Origin of the sequence: Chitinophaga sp. 22308 (genome assembly GCF_052045305.1) — a bacterium.
GTDB lineage: Bacteria > Bacteroidota > Bacteroidia > Chitinophagales > Chitinophagaceae > Chitinophaga > Chitinophaga varians_A.
The window spans coordinates 181,392-197,744 of record NZ_JBQEOP010000003.1 but is presented as its reverse complement, the minus strand read 5'-3'; the positions used below and the strand labels follow the sequence as shown (position 1 = coordinate 197,744).

At 47.8% G+C, this 16,353-nt stretch carries 19 protein-coding genes; 13 read left to right on the top strand and 6 right to left on the bottom strand.

Features of this window, described 5'->3' with window-relative positions; genetic code table 11:
• Positions 1-4: 4 nt before the first annotated feature.
• Positions 5-652, top strand: a complete 648-nt coding sequence (locus tag ACTJJS_RS12565) for a hypothetical protein (RefSeq protein WP_168871319.1) — start codon at positions 5-7, stop codon at positions 650-652.
• Positions 653-770: 118 nt separating this feature from the next.
• Complete coding sequence (locus ACTJJS_RS12560; RefSeq protein WP_168871320.1) at positions 771-1,070, top strand: winged helix-turn-helix domain-containing protein; 300 nt, start codon at positions 771-773, stop codon at positions 1,068-1,070.
• Positions 1,071-1,078: 8 nt separating this feature from the next.
• Here ACTJJS_RS12560 and pdxA read toward each other — a convergent pair whose 3' ends face one another.
• Positions 1,079-2,164 carry a 4-hydroxythreonine-4-phosphate dehydrogenase PdxA gene (gene pdxA, locus ACTJJS_RS12555; protein ID WP_440663924.1) on the bottom strand — a complete coding sequence of 362 codons (1,086 nt, stop codon included), beginning with the start codon at positions 2,162-2,164 and terminating at the stop codon, positions 1,079-1,081.
• Here pdxA and rsmA point away from each other — a divergent pair.
• From rsmA to ACTJJS_RS12535, 4 genes are all read left to right on the top strand, one after another.
• Complete coding sequence (gene rsmA / locus ACTJJS_RS12550; RefSeq protein ID WP_247654886.1) at positions 2,154-2,984, top strand: 16S rRNA (adenine(1518)-N(6)/adenine(1519)-N(6))-dimethyltransferase RsmA; 831 nt, start codon at positions 2,154-2,156, stop codon at positions 2,982-2,984. The two genes, pdxA and rsmA, sit on opposite strands and share 11 nt — an antisense overlap.
• Entirely contained in the window at positions 2,981-3,910 is a 930-nt protein-coding gene (locus tag ACTJJS_RS12545) for an NAD(P)-dependent oxidoreductase (protein WP_343744805.1), read from the top strand. Before rsmA ends, ACTJJS_RS12545 begins: the two co-directional genes overlap by 4 nt.
• A gap of 184 nt (positions 3,911-4,094) precedes the next feature.
• Complete coding sequence (greA, locus tag ACTJJS_RS12540) at positions 4,095-4,568, top strand: transcription elongation factor GreA (RefSeq protein ID WP_440663923.1); 474 nt, start codon at positions 4,095-4,097, stop codon at positions 4,566-4,568.
• Positions 4,569-4,740: 172 nt separating this feature from the next.
• Entirely contained in the window at positions 4,741-5,130 is a 390-nt protein-coding gene (locus ACTJJS_RS12535) for an HIT family protein (RefSeq protein ID WP_168871323.1), read from the top strand.
• A 3-nt stretch (positions 5,131-5,133) separates the two neighbouring features.
• Here ACTJJS_RS12535 and ACTJJS_RS12530 read toward each other — a convergent pair whose 3' ends face one another.
• Together ACTJJS_RS12530 and ruvC are read right to left on the bottom strand one after the other, a co-directional pair.
• Entirely contained in the window at positions 5,134-5,832 is a 699-nt protein-coding gene (locus ACTJJS_RS12530) for a response regulator transcription factor (protein WP_078670371.1), read from the bottom strand.
• Positions 5,833-6,008: 176 nt separating this feature from the next.
• Complete coding sequence (gene ruvC / locus ACTJJS_RS12525) at positions 6,009-6,569, bottom strand: crossover junction endodeoxyribonuclease RuvC (protein WP_168871324.1); 561 nt, start codon at positions 6,567-6,569, stop codon at positions 6,009-6,011.
• A gap of 31 nt (positions 6,570-6,600) precedes the next feature.
• Here ruvC and ACTJJS_RS12520 point away from each other — a divergent pair, with 31 nt between their 5' ends.
• From ACTJJS_RS12520 to ACTJJS_RS12510, 3 genes are all read left to right on the top strand, one after another.
• Positions 6,601-7,590 carry a flippase-like domain-containing protein gene (locus ACTJJS_RS12520; protein WP_262888789.1) on the top strand — a complete coding sequence of 330 codons (990 nt, stop codon included), beginning with the start codon at positions 6,601-6,603 and terminating at the stop codon, positions 7,588-7,590.
• 9 nt (positions 7,591-7,599) lie between these two features.
• Entirely contained in the window at positions 7,600-8,391 is a 792-nt protein-coding gene (locus tag ACTJJS_RS12515; RefSeq protein WP_168871326.1) for a DUF3108 domain-containing protein, read from the top strand.
• A gap of 122 nt (positions 8,392-8,513) precedes the next feature.
• Complete coding sequence (locus tag ACTJJS_RS12510; RefSeq protein WP_168871327.1) at positions 8,514-9,221, top strand: response regulator transcription factor; 708 nt, start codon at positions 8,514-8,516, stop codon at positions 9,219-9,221.
• A 130-nt stretch (positions 9,222-9,351) separates the two neighbouring features.
• Here the strand turns inward: ACTJJS_RS12510 and ruvB are convergent, their stop codons facing one another.
• On the bottom strand, positions 9,352-10,380 hold the full coding sequence (gene ruvB, locus ACTJJS_RS12505; RefSeq protein ID WP_440663921.1) for a Holliday junction branch migration DNA helicase RuvB: 1,029 nt from the start codon (positions 10,378-10,380) through the stop codon (positions 9,352-9,354).
• 103 nt (positions 10,381-10,483) lie between these two features.
• Between ruvB and ACTJJS_RS12500 the strand changes: the two genes are divergently transcribed.
• The 3 genes from ACTJJS_RS12500 (at position 10,484) to ACTJJS_RS12490 (ending at position 13,460) form a co-directional block, all read left to right on the top strand.
• Positions 10,484-11,299 (top strand): hypothetical protein, encoded by an 816-nt coding sequence (locus tag ACTJJS_RS12500; RefSeq protein WP_440663920.1) that lies wholly within the window; start codon positions 10,484-10,486, stop codon positions 11,297-11,299.
• On the top strand, positions 11,190-12,494 hold the full coding sequence (locus ACTJJS_RS12495; protein WP_440663919.1) for a M28 family peptidase: 1,305 nt from the start codon (positions 11,190-11,192) through the stop codon (positions 12,492-12,494). The genes ACTJJS_RS12500 and ACTJJS_RS12495 overlap by 110 nt, the downstream gene beginning before the upstream one ends.
• A gap of 210 nt (positions 12,495-12,704) precedes the next feature.
• The gene (locus tag ACTJJS_RS12490; RefSeq protein WP_440663918.1) at positions 12,705-13,460 is read left to right on the top strand and encodes a hypothetical protein; all 756 of its coding nucleotides are present in this window, start codon (positions 12,705-12,707) and stop codon (positions 13,458-13,460) included.
• An 86-nt stretch (positions 13,461-13,546) separates the two neighbouring features.
• Here ACTJJS_RS12490 and ACTJJS_RS12485 read toward each other — a convergent pair whose 3' ends face one another.
• Together ACTJJS_RS12485 and ACTJJS_RS12480 are read right to left on the bottom strand one after the other, a co-directional pair.
• Positions 13,547-14,398 carry an endonuclease/exonuclease/phosphatase family protein gene (locus ACTJJS_RS12485; protein ID WP_440663917.1) on the bottom strand — a complete coding sequence of 284 codons (852 nt, stop codon included), beginning with the start codon at positions 14,396-14,398 and terminating at the stop codon, positions 13,547-13,549.
• Between the two features lie 54 nt (positions 14,399-14,452).
• Positions 14,453-15,064: an RNA polymerase sigma factor gene (locus ACTJJS_RS12480; protein WP_440663916.1), complete on the bottom strand. Its 612-nt coding sequence runs from the start codon at positions 15,062-15,064 to the stop codon at positions 14,453-14,455.
• Positions 15,065-15,329: 265 nt separating this feature from the next.
• Here ACTJJS_RS12480 and ACTJJS_RS12475 point away from each other — a divergent pair, with 265 nt between their 5' ends.
• On the top strand, positions 15,330-16,349 hold the full coding sequence (locus tag ACTJJS_RS12475; protein WP_440663915.1) for a FecR family protein: 1,020 nt from the start codon (positions 15,330-15,332) through the stop codon (positions 16,347-16,349).
• Positions 16,350-16,353: the final 4 nt, after the last annotated feature.

Below are 16,353 nucleotides of genomic sequence, written 5' to 3'. Positions count from 1 at the left end.
ACATATGAAACGTTTACTCCTTTCCCTTTTTATGATTGGCGGGCTGGCAACAGTCGCCGTAGCGCAATCCGCGCAATATCAGGACGCTATGTCCAAACAAGTGGCTGATCTGGACAGCAGCAGCAGCTTTGCGCCTGATGCGCTCGTAGCCAAAATCAACACTTTTGAACGCATCGCGGAAGCAGAAAAAACGCAGTGGCTGCCGTATTATTATGCCGCCTACTGCCAGGTGATGTCCTGCTTTGTAGGTCAGGATAAAGGCAAGATTGATGAAGTGGCAGACAAAGCTGCCGCCAACCTGGACAAAGCCGAAACATTAAACCCGAAGAGCTCTGAAGTGGCCTGTATCCGTTCCCTGGTGGCTTCAGCCCGACTGATGGTGGACCCGGCCAGCAGAGGCATGAAATACGGTATGGAAGCCGGTCAGCAGATCGAGCTGGCTAAAACTTACAATGCCGAAAACCCGCGTGTGTACCTGTTGTTGGGCCAGTCGCTGCTGTTCACTCCGGAACAGTTTGGCGGCAGCAAATCAAAAGCTAAGGTAATGCTTGAAACAGCGCTGCAGAAGTATGCGGCCTTTAAGCCGGAAAGCGCTATTGCGCCACACTGGGGCGAGCCTTACGCGAAAGAGCTGCTCTCCAAAGCCCAGTAGTCTGGTTATTGGGTTATTTTGAGATTTCGTTATTTGATTTACTGATTTTAAAATGGTTTGATTTTAAGATCAGTAAATCAAATAAAAAAATAATAAAATATCTAAATGTGTAAATGCTATGGATTTTAAAGATCTGGACCCGGTACTTCATTCACAATTGCGGTTGGCGATCATGAATGTTTTGTTGAGTGAAAAAGAAGCGGAGTTTACGCTATTGAAGGAAAAGACGAATGCAACTGCCGGTAATCTGAGTGTACAGATCAATAAATTGCGGGATGCTTCTTATATAGAGGTGATCAAGCAGTTCAGGGACAACTATCCGCAGACGTTATGTAAGATTACGCCTGCGGGCAGGAAAGCATTTGAGAATTATGTGCATGCCATTCAGGCTTACCTGAAAGTGGGCAAATCGAAGTAGCTGGTATTTTATTCAGAAGCCAGTTCTGTTTTCTTCAGCGGGTTGCGGGTATTTTCCGCGTAACGTTCCCGTTGTTCGATGATATCAAGGCAAGTGAAGATGGCTTGTCTGAAAGAGTTGGGATCGGCCAGGTTTTTACCGGCGATATCGAAGGCGGTGCCGTGGTCCGGCGAAGTACGGACAATATTGAGGCCTGCCGTATAGTTGATGCCTTCGCCGCTGGCGAGGGATTTAAAAGGTATCAGGCCCTGATCGTGGTACATGGCCAGTACGCCGTCAAACTGCTGGAACATTTCCCGGGCGAAGAACGCGTCTGCGCTGTAGGGGCCAAAACAAAGGAGGCCATTCCCTTTTGCGTGACGGATAGCCGGGATGATCTGATCAATTTCTTCCTTGCCGATCAGGCCTTCGTCTCCTGCGTGGGGATTGAGCCCCAGCACTGCAATACGCGGTTTGTCTATGCCAAAGTCTTTTATCAGGCTTTCTTTCATCAGTTGCAGCTTGGCCAGGATATTTTCTTTAGTGACATATCTGGAGACTTCCGCAATGGGCACATGCTCGGTGAGGAGGCCTACGCGCATATTATCGGCGGTCATGAACATCAGTACGTCTTTAGCATTGAAGGCTGCTTTCAGGTAAGGCGTATGACCGGTATAGTTGAATTGCTGGCTTTGTATATTGTTTTTATGGATGGGGGCTGTTACCAGGCCCTGCACATGACTGTCTTTCAGGCATTGGATGGCCACTTCCAGCGCACGGGCAGCGTATTTGCCGCCGGCTTCGTTGAGTACGCCCGGTGTGATCTGCACCTCTTCTTCCCAACAGTTATAGACGTTTACCTGCTTGTGGTTCAAACGGGTGAAATCCTTTATAGATTGGTAGTTGAAGTTATTTTCGTTCATCAGCTTGCGGTAGAAGTTGATGGTTTTATTAGATGCGAAGATCACCGGCGTGCAGAACTCCATCATCCTTGCGTCGAGAAAGGTTTTGATGATGATTTCTGCGCCAATGCTGTTGATATCACCTATGGTGATGCCGATAACCGGTTTGTTGGTCTGTGTACTCATACTGATATTGCCTCCAATGAGAGGCAAATATAGCCAGTTTGCGGGAGAAAATATTACGCCTTTGGCAGAAACAGGCTTATCTTTGCAGCCACGCATGTATACATTAAAAAAATCGCTGGGACAGCATTTCCTCACAGATGAGAACATGTGCAGGAAGATTGTGGAGTCCCTACCTGTAATTGAAGGCCAGCAAGTGCTGGAAGTTGGGCCTGGTGGCGGGGCCATCACCAAGTACCTGTTGCAGCTGCCAGGCATTCATTTTAAGGCCGTGGAGCTGGACACAGAGAAAGTACAATACCTGGAGAAGACCTATCCTGCTATTCAGGGCAAGCTGATCAACGAGAGCATTCTCGAAACAGCCTTGCCTTTTGAAGGCCAGTTCCGCATCATCGGTAATTTCCCGTACAATATATCCACACAGATCATGTTCCGTTTGCTGGAATGGCGGGAGCATGTGGACGTGGCCGTGGGGATGTTCCAGAAGGAAGTGGCTGTTCGTATTGCTTCAGCGCATAAGAGCAAGGAGTATGGCATTCTGAGCGTGCTGTTGCAGGCTTTTTATAAAGTGGAGTATCTCTTTGAAGTGCATGAGAACTGTTTTAATCCGCCGCCGAAAGTGAAATCAGCCGTTATCCGGCTTACGCGGCTGGAGCAGCCGGCAGATATTGCCTCTGAGCGGAAATTCACTGTGCTGGTGAAAACAGCCTTCAATCAGCGCCGGAAGCAGCTCCGTAATCCGTTGAAACCCCTGTTTGACAAGGAAACTTTGCAGGACCCGATTTTTACCAAAAGGGCTGAAGAATTGACTGTTGCTGAATTTGCAGCATTATCCCATAAGATGATATGAGCAGAAAAGTATTAATTACCGCTAAAGTACATCCATATTTAACGGACCAGTTACAAAACAAGGGCTTTGAAGTTGTTTATGAGCCTTCTATCTCTTACGATGGCGTGTACAGTGCCATTCAGGATTGTGTGGGTTTGATTGTGACCACCCGGATACGGGTAGATAAGCAAATAATTGACCATGGCCGGCAGCTGCAATGGATAGGCCGGCTGGGCTCCGGTATGGAGCTGATAGACGTGCCTTATGCAGAAAGCAAAGGCATTCACTGCGTGAGCAGCCCGGAAGGCAATATGGACGCTGTGGGCGAACAGGCTGTGGGGATGTTGCTTTGCCTGATCAATAATATCCTGCGTAGTAATATAGAGTTGCGCGAAGGTATCTGGGAGCGTGACGGCAACCGTGGGTATGAGCTGAATGGCAGGACCGTGGGCATTATCGGTTACGGCCATACCGGCAGTAGCTTCGCACGCAAGCTCAAAGGTTTTGATGTGAACATCCTGGCATATGATAAATACAAGAAAGGTTTTGGTACGGCCGATGTGAAAGAAGCCAGCCTGACCGATATCTTTACCAATGCCGATGTGGTAAGCCTGCATTTGCCGCTGACGGAGGAAACGCTGCATATCGCCAATATGGCCTTTTTTCAGTCGTTCAACAAGCCTGTTTGGTTTATGAACACTGCCAGGGGCAAGCTGGTGAACAACACCGATCTGATTGCTGCCCTGGAGCAGGGCATTATTGGCGGTGCCTGTCTTGACGTGTTGGAAAATGAAAAACTGAGCACCTATACACCGGAGGAAAAAGAGCAGCTGAACTGGTTGCTGAAGGCCCGGAATGTAGTGGTGACGCCACATATAGCCGGTTATTCCCACGAAGCGAGCATTAAAATGGCGCGTATCGTGCTGGAGAAGCTAAATATCCTGTAGGAGCTCGTCCTGAGTTTCTGAGTCCTGAATTAAATTGTTGATTTTCAATCAATTTGATTCGGTAGGGTGCTTTTTTTTCTTTATCCGGAATTTATTATATTTGCAATAACACCCGTAAACAACGCTTCTGTGCAAATGGAGGCGTTGATTTTTTTTTCTTATAACCATAAAAAACAAGCAGGTTATGTCTGGCATAAACTACGTTACGAAAGAGACCCTGGACCAAATGATGAACGAGCTCACACTTCTTAAAACGAAGGGCCGTGCAGAGATTGCCCGTGCTATTTCTGAGGCACGTGAAAAGGGGGACTTGAAGGAAAATGCCGAATATGATGCCGCCAAAGAAGCGCAGGGTATACACGAGGCTAAAATTGCAACGCTGGAATCGGCTATCGCCACTTCCCGTATTGTAAGTGCAGATGCTATCGATACATCCAAAGTATCTATTTTATGTAAGGTTACCATTACCAATACAGCCAACAAGAAGACGGTTACCTATCAACTCGTTTCTGAGACAGAGGCTGATTTGAAGGCGGGCAAGATCTCTGTTACCTCCCCGATTGGCAAGGGGCTGCTGGGCAAGCAGGTAGGTGACATTGCAGAGGTGCAGGCGCCTAATGGTGTTATTAAATTCAAGATTGACAGTATTTCAGTATGATCCCCGGGTCCTGCTGAATCACCATATGGAAGGGGTTGCAGCGATGCAGCCCCTTTTTCATTTTGTTATTTTATTATTTTGATATTTGAGGGAAGTAAGATTTCCTTATTTTAAGGATGCAATAAGGCCGCTCATTAAATAACCAAACAGATAAATAATAAAATAACACAATATGACAATCTTCACTAAGATTATTAAAGGCGAGATACCCAGTTATAAAATTGCGGAGAATGAGCATTTTTATGCATTTTTGGACATTTTTCCGTTGATGAAGGGGCATACGCTGGTGATTCCCAAAGTAGAAACGGACAAGTTCTTCGACGTATCGGATGATTTGTTGAGGGAGTGGCTGGTATTTGCCAAGCCTATTGCGCAGGCGATTGAGCGGGTGGTGCCTTGTAACCGGGTGGGTGTGAGTGTGGTGGGGCTGGAAGTGCCTCATGCGCACATGCATCTGATTCCGATTAATTCTGTACAAGACATGAATTTTTCGCGCGGCAAGCTGAAACTGTCAGAGGAGGAGTTTAAAGCAATCCAGGAACAGATAGTAGCGCAGCTGTAGTATTTATGACTTCACAGGGATATTGAACCGGAATCCGACACCGTGCAGTGTTTCCAGTTTTACATGTGGATCAGACTTGAAGTGTTTTCTTAGTTTGGTCACAAAAACATCCATGCTCCGGCCCAGGAAGTAGTCGTCTTTACCCCACACATGGGATAGTATATCTTCCCTTTTCAGTGTTTTATTAGGGTTTTCGCACAGGTATCTGAGCAATTCGGCTTCTTTCTGGGTAAGGGAAATGGAGATTTCTCCGGTTTCGTTGTAGAGGCGGAGGTCTTCATAGTCAAACATCAGTTTGCCGATAGCGAACGTGGTGCTTCTTTTGGCTATCTGGCTTCTGGTCCTTTTCAGGAACACTTCTATGCGCAGGATCAGTTCCTGCATGCTGAAAGGTTTGCTGATATAGTCATCAGCCCCGGTCCGGAGGCCGGCGATACGGTCTTCTTTTTCGTTTTTGGAAGTCAGGAAGAGAATAGGAATGTGGTCATTGACTGTGCGGATCTGTTGCGCCAGCGTGAGGCCGTCTTTTTTAGGCATTACCACGTCGAGCAAACAAATATCGAAAGTGCGTAACTGGAACTGCTCCCACGCGGCCTGGCCGTCTATACTGTGCACAACATCGTAGCCCGCTTCTTCCAACCGCTTCTTTGTAACTGCACCAATATATTCATCATCTTCCACCAATAGGATTCTTGCTTTCATATTTGCCTGATGCTGATTAATAAAAAGCTTGTTGCGCAATTCATGCTTAACAAATGATGGTCATTTTTCATAGTGATGCTAATTTTCCGGCCTTTGCCGGGTTAGCCGTTTATTCAGGATGAACAATTTCAAACAAAGTAACTACATTTTACGAATTTATGAAATAACCTTTTTGGCTATTTCGAAATCCTTTCAGGGTGTTTTTGCAAAAACTGTTCCCATCCTTTAGCCTTGCTTACAGCGGCGAGCGGGCTGCTTTCCTGGTAGAAGTGGCAGACTGCCACGGCCAGGGCATCAGTTGCATCGAAGTAATCTGGCCGTTCACCGATACTGAGAATGCGTTGCAGCATCAGCCACACCTGTTCCTTGTCAGCGTTGCCATTGCCGGTGACCGACTGTTTCACTTTTTTGGGGGAGTACTCTGTTACCGGTAAACCGGCATGCATAGCAGTGGCGATGGCCACACCCTGTGCTCTTCCAAGCTTTAACATACTTTGTACGTTCTTCCCAAAGAAAGGCGCTTCAATGGCGAAGCTGGTTGGTTGGAACTGCCGGATCAATTCATTTACGCGGGCGTGAATCAGTTGTAAGCGTTCGTAATGGTCCTTCATCCGGGATAATTTCAGGACATCCATTTCTATCAGACTGGCTTTTTTGCCTTCCACGTGGATCAGTCCATACCCCATAACCAGGGTGCCGGGGTCAATGCCTAGAATTATTTTTGCCTTGTTTGCCAACCACAGTATATTTTTGCAAAAATCTTGATATCTGAACAAAAGTACCAAAATAATTCTCAATTACTTATTAGGAGCAGTGCTTTTTGGCTGGCTGGGTTACTCTATCTATCATCAGTTGGCCCATCGCGAGAACCTGGAACAGTCGCTGGCGCATATGAGCAGAACGCTGCAGGAGAAGGGCTGGATAGGATTGCTGTTGGTGCTGGTGCTGATGTTTTTTAACTGGGGACTGGAAGCCAAAAAGTGGCAGAAGCTGGTCCGCCCCCTGGAACCTATCTCTTTTATGAGGGCTTTCAGCGCCATCCTTTCGGGGGTATCGTTCTCGATCAACACCCCTAATCGTATAGGCGAATACGGTGGGCGCATCCTGTACCTGAAGAACCACAATAAGCTCAAAGCCATTGCCGCCACTATTGTAGGAAGCTTTAGCCAGCTCATTGTGACTGTTATTTTTGGGTTAATAGGCATGCTCTATTATCTCAATAACTTTACGCTGGTAAAGGAAAACAGCTATTTCCCCCCGAACTTCTGGGAGAAAATTGTGTTTGGTATACTGGTAGTAATTTGTGTGCTGACGATATTGTTATATTTTCGGCTACAGATTATTCTGGCTGTATTCGAAAAAGTCAGGTTCCTGCGAAAAGCAAAGGTCTTTGTACAAATTATTGTGCGCTATTCTGCAGGGGATTTACGTTATCTGTTGCTGCTTTCAGCCGCCCGCTACGTGGTCTTCTCGGCACAGTATTTGATTTTGTTGGACGCGCTGGGACTGGAGTTTTTGTGGTGGCAGGCTTTCCTGTTGAATAGCGTCATCTACCTTGTAATGGCCATGGTGCCTACCATCGCTATCGCAGAACTTGGAATCCGTGGGAAAGTCAGTATTTACTTCCTCGGACTGCTCAGTACCAATACAGCCGTTATTATAGCAGCCACGGGAGGTATCTGGTTAATCAACCTTTGTCTGCCGGCAGTGATTGGAAGTGTGCTGCTCCTCGGTGTAAAAATATTTAAGGACAAATAGCTTCCCGCAATGAGGTACCTTCTGCTAATTCTCTTATGCTTCGCCTGTGTAACCCCCGCTCACGCGCAAAATGACTTCTGTTCTATCCGTAACTCCAGTTTCAATGTTGGCGAAAGTATCACCCTCAAAGTGATGTATAACCTCGGCAAAATGTACGTAGGCGCCGGCGAGGCCGTCTTTACCGTAGCCCTGGAACGTTTTGCCAACCGCGACGTATACCACATTACCGGTGATGGCCGCACCTTCCGTGCCTATGACTGGATCTTCAAAGTGCGCGATAAATACGAAACCTGGCTGGATACCGCTACCATGCAGCCACTGAAGTTTCTCCGCAATGTGAACGAAGGCGGGTACAAAATCTACAACAACGTGGTGTTTAATCAGGCCGCTCACCAGGCTGTCAGCACCAACGGAACCTTTACCGTGCCTCCCTGCGTACAGGATGTGATCAGCTCCATCTACTACGCCCGTAATATCGACTTCTCCCGGTACCAGGAGGGAGATAAAATCCCCTTCGCCATGTTCCTCGATGACCAGGTGTATAATATCTATATCCGATACCTCGGAAAGGAAGAAATCAACACCCGCTTCGGCAAATTCAGGGCTATCAAATTCAAACCGCTGCTGATCAAAGGCACCATCTTTGAAGGTGGAGAGAAAATGACGGTATGGGTAAGCGACGACGCCAATAAGGTGCCACTGCGGGTGGAAAGCCCCATCTCCGTAGGGAATATTATCGTGGACATGGTCAACTACAGCAACCTCCGGCATCCCTTCACCTCGTTGATAAAACAACGATAAAATATTTACCGCCCTGAAAATGAATAGATTTAACAATTCTTTGGGGCGCCACCGTCCAAATTTTAACGACCTTTCGTGCCGTAGAAAAACTTTATATTTGTTATAATCAACCCTTTATGATTATGGAAGAACGTAAACCGAAAATATTACTGGCGGAAGATGACACCAACCTGGGCATGGTACTTAAAAACTACCTCGAACTGAATGACTATGATGTGGAATTATGCCGCGACGGTATCCTGGCACTGGCTGCCTTCCGCCGCGAAAAATTCGACATCTGCCTGCTGGACATTATGATGCCCAATATGGACGGCTTTAAACTGGCGGAAGAAATCCGGGACGTAGACCCCGATATCCCCCTGTTTTTCCTCTCTGCCAAAACCATGAAGGAAGACATCATCCAGGGTTATAAGCTGGGAGCCGATGATTATATCTCCAAACCTTTCGACAGCGAACTGCTGCTGCTCAAAATCAAAGCTATCCTGAAACGCAACCAGGAACTGAACAGCAAAGAAGAAGAGCAGCACGAATTCCAGGTAGGCTCATACGCCTTCAACTCCCGTTTACGTACCCTCGCACATAACGGCGACAGCCACACGCTCTCCCCTAAAGAGAACGAGCTGCTGCACATGCTCTGCGAGCATAAAAACGACCTGCTGCCCAGGGAACTGGCGCTGAAAAAGATATGGGGCAGCGACACCTACTTCAACGGCCGCAGTATGGACGTATATATCGCCAAACTCCGCAAATACCTGAAAGACGACCCGAACATCGAAATCGTGAACATTCACGGGAACGGATTCAGGCTGGTAGTGAAAGAGAACCCGTGATGGCCATGATTTGACCGATAACAATTTAATCAATAAAGAAATGCCCCCATTGACATGCAATGGGGGCATTTCTTTTAAATATAATGACGTATATAATCATGGACATCGGCCACCATTCAGACAATTAGGGTTAGAAGAGCAGGTTGCTGCCTCCCCGGAACGGCGTTTTCCCCAGGTGCACATATGCCTTTTCCGTTACCTCACGGCCACGGGGAGTACGTTTGATAAAACCTTCCTGGATCAGGAACGGTTCGTATACCTCTTCCAACGTACCGGCTTCTTCGCCCACTGCGGTGGCAATGGTGGTGATGCCTACCGGACCGCCTTTAAAGTTTTCGATGATCACCTGCAAAATGCGATTGTCCATTTCATCAAGGCCGTATTCATCTACGTTGAGGGCTTTGAGGCTGAGCTGCGCAATTTCCAGGTCGATGACGCCATTACCGATCACCATGGCAAAGTCACGCACCCGGCGCAACAGTCCGTTGGCAATACGGGGCGTGCCGCGGGAACGACGGGCAATCTCCGCGGCAGCATCAGATGTGATTTTGGAGCCCAGTAACCCTGCCGCGCGCCAGATGATTTTCTGCAACGTAGCAGCATTGTAGTATTCCATCCTCGACTTGATGCCAAAACGGGACAACAGGGGAGCAGTGAGCAGCCCCGAGCGGGTAGTGGCGCCAATCAACGTGAAAGGGTGCAGGTTGAGCTGTATGGAGCGGGCATTAGGCCCGGTATCTATCATAATGTCTATACGATAATCTTCCATGGCGGAATACAGGTATTCTTCCACCACGGTGCTTAGCCGGTGTATCTCATCGATGAACAGCACGTCTTTGTCCTCCAGGTTGGTCAGCAAACCGGCCAGGTCGCCGGGCTTTTCAATTACCGGCCCGGAAGTTTCGCGGATATTAACCCCCAGCTCATTGGCAACAATGCGTGACAGCGTGGTTTTACCCAGGCCCGGAGGACCGTGGAACAGCACATGGTCCAGCGCTTCCCCGCGCATTTTGGCAGCTTTGATGAATATCTTCAGGTTTTCGATGATCTGGTCCTGTCCCGAAAAATCAACGATTTCCCGGGGTCTGATACTATTCTCAAACTCTTTCTCAGCGGCACTGAGCTTATTTTCTTCTGGTCTTAAGTTCGGATTGGACATAATACTCATCAAAAATACCAAATTATATTAACCCGATTACTGTATATTGAAGATGGTGAGCCCCATTGTGCTACCCTCATTTTCAACCAATCCCGTTTATACTATGTGCCAACAATCCCCTCTTACCATTCTGGTGGCCTGTATAGGCCTGTTGTTGTTTTGTTGCCTGCCCCTGCATGGACAAAATACTTTTCATAAATATGACCACTGGCGCTACCGCGTCGCAACCAGTTTCCATCCGCCTGCCTATAACTACACCGACAGGATTTATGATATTACCGTATTAGCGGCTGATAAACACCATGCATTGCTTTCCTGTACGCTGTTGTATGCCGATGACAGTACAGAAAACCTCTGGGGCAGGTACCATTTTGTAAGTTCCAATCCTGCTACCTGGACGGCATGGGATTCAGATGTCATGGAGACGATGGCTTTGCTGAATCAGCCGGTAATACTGAACGTGACAGATCATGAATGGTTAGGAAAAATCGATGGAATTGTAGTAGTGGACCAGCACCGGAAGACAGCCACGTACAGTACACATATCGTCAACGCTCATTTATTGCCTATAGACACAACCCTGCCGTCAACAGATACGGCGTTGCTGCGGCAGCGTATCCTGAAAAGTCCCTGGCATCATCATGCTCTATTATATCACTATCCTACAAAGGTGTTAATGCATCCCGCCGGAAAAATGGTAGCATTGCAGGCAATTAAACGAGATGATGTTATCTTACAGGTTTGTAAGGCAACAGCTATCCAACTGTCCAAACAACAACCAGAACGAAATACAACAGACAAAACCGCTCATGAAAAAACTGATCTTATCATTGGCTGCGGGGTGTATGCTCACCACCGGCTACAGTCAACAGATACCGCAAAAAGAAGTTGCCCGTATCATCAACACACTGGCTGCTGACGATATGCAGGGCCGCCAGTCAGGAACACCCGGGTCTGACAAGGCCGCTGCATTTATCAGCGATGAATTTAAAAAAGCAGGCCTGCTGCCGTTGCCCGGAGAGCAATCTTATCTGCAACGCTTTAGCTACTACGGACTTCACACCACAAGCACCGCGATGACCGTTAACGGTACGGCCAAAGATTGGCCTGTGGTGGCAGTAGGGCCTTCACGGCATATACAGCTTCAGCGGGATACAGCTACCTGCACGGAGATGCGTGCCGGTAACCCTGATGAATTGCGCGCCGCACTGGGCAAACGCAAATCGCTGCAAAAGAATATGATCGTATGGCTGGCCCCTTCGCTGAGCGGTTATATCGCCAATCTGGAGGGCAGTATCTCCAGCAGGATGTATGCCAGTGAACAGGCAGTGCCTGCAGATACCGCTAAATGGCAGATGGTGCTGGTGCTGGAGAAAGAACCGTTGACAGCGCAGGACAACTGGTCCGTGGAACAAACCCGCAGCGTAAGGGCGCAGGAGTTCACCAACGTGGCCGGTATGATCAAAGGTGAAAGCAAACCGGATGAATATGTGATCTATTCCGGTCACTATGACCATCTGGGGATACTGCCTGCTGAAGCAGGCGACAGCATCGCCAACGGAGCGGATGATGATGCGTCCGGTACAACCGCAGTGATCATGCTCGCCAATTACTTTAAGAAGAAACATCCGGCGCGTTCCCTGATTTTTGTGGCTTTCACCGCAGAGGAGATGGGAGGTTACGGTTCTTCATATTTCTCCGGGCATATGGACCCGGCCAAAGTGGTGGCGATGTTTAATATTGAAATGATCGGTAAGGAGTCCAAATTTGGTAAGAACAGCGCGTTTATTACCGGATTTGAAAAATCAGATTTTGGTACTATTCTGCAAAAGAACCTGGCAGGATCTGAATTCCGTTTTTATCCCGATCCTTATCCGGAGCAGAACCTGTTCTATCGTTCAGACAACGCCAACCTGGCCAAGGTAGGAGTGCCTGCACATACGATCTCTACCACGCAGATTGATAAAGACCAGTTTTATCATACTGTGAAAGATGAAGTATCAACCCTTGATATTAAAAATATTACAGACATTATTAAAGCAATCGCTGTTAGTTCAGGGACTATCGTGAATGGTACGTCAACGCCTACACGTATAGCGCCTGTTGAACGATAGAGACGGCCTCTTGCATATGCCTGTAGAACGTTAACGCATACACGCATAATGCCTGCTTTCCAATAGGGACGGCCATCATATATTTATCCGGTTGAGTGAGCTCAACCGGATTTTTATGTTTAATTAATACTTAATCAGTTTTTTTTTCGAATTTCTTGTTTATTTTTATGGCCAATATTTCCCCAAGTAGTCATTTAAAACCATATCAATATGAAAACCGGAATCCTACAATTCTGCGGTGCGCTTGGCATTGCAACCATGATGCTCGCATCATGTTCAAAAGACATGTCGGGGCCTGATCAGCAGCCAACGCCTGATGTGAAGGACTCTACCTCTATCAACTACGAAATCGCTGCGGTTAACCCAACGTACACCTTAACACCCGATGCTGCGGGCCGTTTGTCTGCCATTACCGGCGACGCTTCTATGGCCAAGAGCTCCGGTGGATTTGATATTACGTGGGACACCGCCACTGCCCGCCTGCGGGAAATCCGCTTCGATGCCAAACGCGGGAAAGATGAACTGGAATTCAGATTAAAGACAGACCGTCAGATTGATCTCAAGCAGATCCCTGCTCAGCTGGGCGCCATCAGAATTCCGCTGGGCACTTATCAACAGGTGAAAGTATACGCCAGGGTGGAAGGAGACAAAAAGGACCCTGCTGTAAGATTAATAGGATTCCTGACCTGGGACGGAAAGAAAATCCCGATGGAAATCCTGTTGTCCGGCGTGATTGAATTACAGGCCCACGGAAAAGATGTGGTGGTAACAGACAAAAACATCGACTGGAAAGGCTCTCTCAAAATCTCTATGGACCTGATCCTGACCAAGCTGCAGGTGGGTGACTTCACTGGCTCTTTTGCCAACGGAAAACTTAAAATCAGTGTAGACGTCAATGGTAATCTGCACAACAAAGTGGTGGACGCGCTGGAAAACAGCATGAGCGTTGATCATACCCACGATTGATTGTCAATGTAACTGATGCGGTAAAAAACTTGCAAAGAAGCAGGGAGGTGAATGCTTGCAGCCTCCCTGCCTTCTTTGTTTGGTATTTATTGCAGGATTAAACGTGACAGTACTGCAAAATGGTCGGAAGCAAAGCGGCCGCCCCATGTCTGGGATATGGAGGCGTGTTGCAGCACCTTGAATTTCCCTTTCAGGAAAATATAATCAATAGGCTGATCGTCCACTTCAGCAGCATGCCATCCGTTGAACGTGCCGGTAGGGCCGTAATGGGGCGTGGTGCTGATGCTTTTGCTGTCGGTGAAATGCAGCGGGTTGCTGGTGTCCATGACTACCTGTATCGGCTCGTCATCGGGCGTGGCGTTGAAGTCACCAGTAATAATGGCTGGTGTAGTACCGGCGATTGTATGTACCTGCTTCAACAGGAAACGTGCGCTTTCCCGGCGGGCTGTTTTGCCCATGTGGTCAAAGTGGGTATTAAAATGATAGAATACTTTTTTTGTTTGTTTGTCCCTGAACAGGCCCCATGTTACAATACGGGTAATGGCAGCGTCCCACCCTTTGCTGCCGGGGACTTCCGGTGTTTCTGATAACCAGAACGTGGCGGTTTTCAGTAGCTGCAACCGGCTGGTATCGTAAAAAATGGCGGAGAATTCACCTTTGTTTTTCCCATCCTCACGGCCGCCACCAATGGATTTGTAGCCGGGCAGCAGCCGGCGCAGGTCTTCCATCTGGTCAAACAGCGCTTCCTGTACGCCCAGCGTATTGGCCTGATGAAATAATATTTCCGATGCTACTTTTTCTTTCCGGTAAGGCCACGCATTGAGGCTGTCGCTGTTGGTGTTCAGCCTGATGTTGAAGGTCATTACCTGCAGCGGTGCCTGTGCCATCGCTGCGCCCACGAGCAGGCATAACAAGCCTGTCAGCCATATGTTTCTCATACTATATCTGTTTAGCCGGTAAAAATATCAATCGCGCTGCTTTATGTCAAGTGGCTAGGGATGGATGGCTGTTTTCAGGGCTGCGAGCTGCGCCAGCAGGATGGCGGTGGATATGCCCAGCAGCTCACGCATATTTTTAAGTGCGCGGGCCACCAGCTTGTACGCGCCTTTTACAGAGATGCCCATGATCACGGCAATCTGTTCATAATCCAGTTCCTCGAAGTAGCGGAGATACAATATCTCTTTCTGGCGTGCATTGAGCTGGTTAAGGGCTTGTAACAATTGCTGTTGTTGTGCCTGTAACTGTTCTTTTTTAATATAGGCATGCTCGGTAGAGAAGTGCGCCAGGAAGTCGTGCTCCTGCTGATTGAAGGCTACCATTATTGCGTTCCGCCGGGGACGCAGCCGGTTGTATAATGTGCCGCGTAACGCTACAAGCAGGTAGGGGCGGGCATCTACGGAAGTGCTGAGATTATCTTTGTTCGTCCATAGTTTGATGAACAGCTCCTGTATCACATCCTTCACCACATCATCATTAGGATGCAGGCGCATCCCATATTCATATAACCGCTCAAAATAACGGTCATACAAATGTGCAAATGCCTGTTCATCGCCTTGTTGTATGGCTGTCCAGAGTGTAGTGTCAGATACTGTTAAAAGGTCCATCTCCTGGTTGATCGGCTAAAAGTACAAAAAAATGTATAGCCGTACCCGGTTGCTTCCTATTCATATAATCATAAAAAAATATGAAAATTATATATCGATATAATATCAATGAAATCAGCACTTCTATAAGTTTTAATAAAAAAATTATAAAAAAATTGAAAAAAAGTGGGGTGTTTTGCGCCGTCCTTGTGTTCTGTAGATGCACGGGGCTAGTTGTTACTTACTCTCCTGTGATGATTACTGTGGTGCTAACGAAGAACTGATATTGGAGCAGAACTACCATTTATTTACCAAAGCAGACTTTCTGGAAGATGCCTTCTTCCTGGAATGGGTGAAGCATGGCACGCCGGAAGCAACGGCTTTCTGGACGGCCTACCGGGATAGCGCGCCTGCTAACCTGGCAGCAATGGAAGAAGCCAGGAAAACTCTGACCGCTATCCTGAGCCTGGAGCGGATAAGGCCTGCAGCCGCAGATAAAGCACAGGTATGGTCACAGATACAAATGCATCTGGCGACGGAAACACCAGTGGTGCCCATTGCAAAACCCCGCTGGAAACGCTGGATGGCGGCAGCTGCACTGCTGCCGCTGATGATCTTCGCCGCCTGGTACTTTATGCGGCCTTCCGGCATGCACAGGGTGGAAAGCGGCTACGGGCAACAGGTCCGCGTCAAACTACCGGATGCTTCCGTGGTGATCCTCAACTCACATTCCGTGCTCACCTATCATCACTGGAAAGATGGAAAGCGGGAAGTGTGGCTGGAAGGGGAAGCCCTCTTTGAGGTGAAACATACGGAAGTGCCTGCGGCACAGCATTTCACGGTACATGCCGGCAAAGTGAACGTGGAAGTGTTGGGCACTGTCTTCAACGTAAAACAACGAAGGGAAGTCACGGAAGTATATCTCCGGCAAGGGAAAGTAAAAGTATCGTCCCCGGAAAACGGACAGGTATTGTTATTAAAGCCGGATGAAAAAGCCACTTACTACCCTCAGAAACAACAACTGGCAAAAAATATCACCGACGCCAAAACCGCACTGGCATGGCGTGAACACAAAATGTTACTGAAACAGACATCTGTCAGGGATATCATTCATACGCTGCAGGATACCTATGGCTTTACCATCATACTGCAGGATACATCCATTGCCAACCGCACCCTGGAGGGAACATTATCCCTGGATAATGTAAATAATGTATTGTTTGAATTGTCTGCAATACTGAATGTAAAAATTGAAAAGAACAATGATACGCTGTACCTGAAAGATAGTGGGCAGCGCGGCTATTAAACAG

Coding starts and splice junctions, on each gene's coding strand:
- ACTJJS_RS12565 (WP_168871319.1), top strand. CDS start 5: ATGAAACGTTTACTCCTTTCCCTTTTTATGATTGGCGGGCTGGCAACA.
- ACTJJS_RS12560 (WP_168871320.1), top strand. CDS start 771: ATGGATTTTAAAGATCTGGACCCGGTACTTCATTCACAATTGCGGTTG.
- rsmA (WP_247654886.1), top strand. CDS start 2,154: ATGAGAGGCAAATATAGCCAGTTTGCGGGAGAAAATATTACGCCTTTG.
- ACTJJS_RS12545 (WP_343744805.1), top strand. CDS start 2,981: ATGAGCAGAAAAGTATTAATTACCGCTAAAGTACATCCATATTTAACG.
- greA (WP_440663923.1), top strand. CDS start 4,095: ATGTCTGGCATAAACTACGTTACGAAAGAGACCCTGGACCAAATGATG.
- ACTJJS_RS12535 (WP_168871323.1), top strand. CDS start 4,741: ATGACAATCTTCACTAAGATTATTAAAGGCGAGATACCCAGTTATAAA.
- ACTJJS_RS12530 (WP_078670371.1), bottom strand. CDS start 5,832: ATGAAAGCAAGAATCCTATTGGTGGAAGATGATGAATATATTGGTGCA.
- ACTJJS_RS12515 (WP_168871326.1), top strand. CDS start 7,600: ATGAGGTACCTTCTGCTAATTCTCTTATGCTTCGCCTGTGTAACCCCC.
- ACTJJS_RS12510 (WP_168871327.1), top strand. CDS start 8,514: ATGGAAGAACGTAAACCGAAAATATTACTGGCGGAAGATGACACCAAC.
- ruvB (WP_440663921.1), bottom strand. CDS start 10,380: ATGTCCAATCCGAACTTAAGACCAGAAGAAAATAAGCTCAGTGCCGCT.
- ACTJJS_RS12500 (WP_440663920.1), top strand. CDS start 10,484: ATGTGCCAACAATCCCCTCTTACCATTCTGGTGGCCTGTATAGGCCTG.
- ACTJJS_RS12495 (WP_440663919.1), top strand. CDS start 11,190: ATGAAAAAACTGATCTTATCATTGGCTGCGGGGTGTATGCTCACCACC.
- ACTJJS_RS12490 (WP_440663918.1), top strand. CDS start 12,705: ATGAAAACCGGAATCCTACAATTCTGCGGTGCGCTTGGCATTGCAACC.
- ACTJJS_RS12485 (WP_440663917.1), bottom strand. CDS start 14,398: ATGAGAAACATATGGCTGACAGGCTTGTTATGCCTGCTCGTGGGCGCA.
- ACTJJS_RS12480 (WP_440663916.1), bottom strand. CDS start 15,064: ATGGACCTTTTAACAGTATCTGACACTACACTCTGGACAGCCATACAA.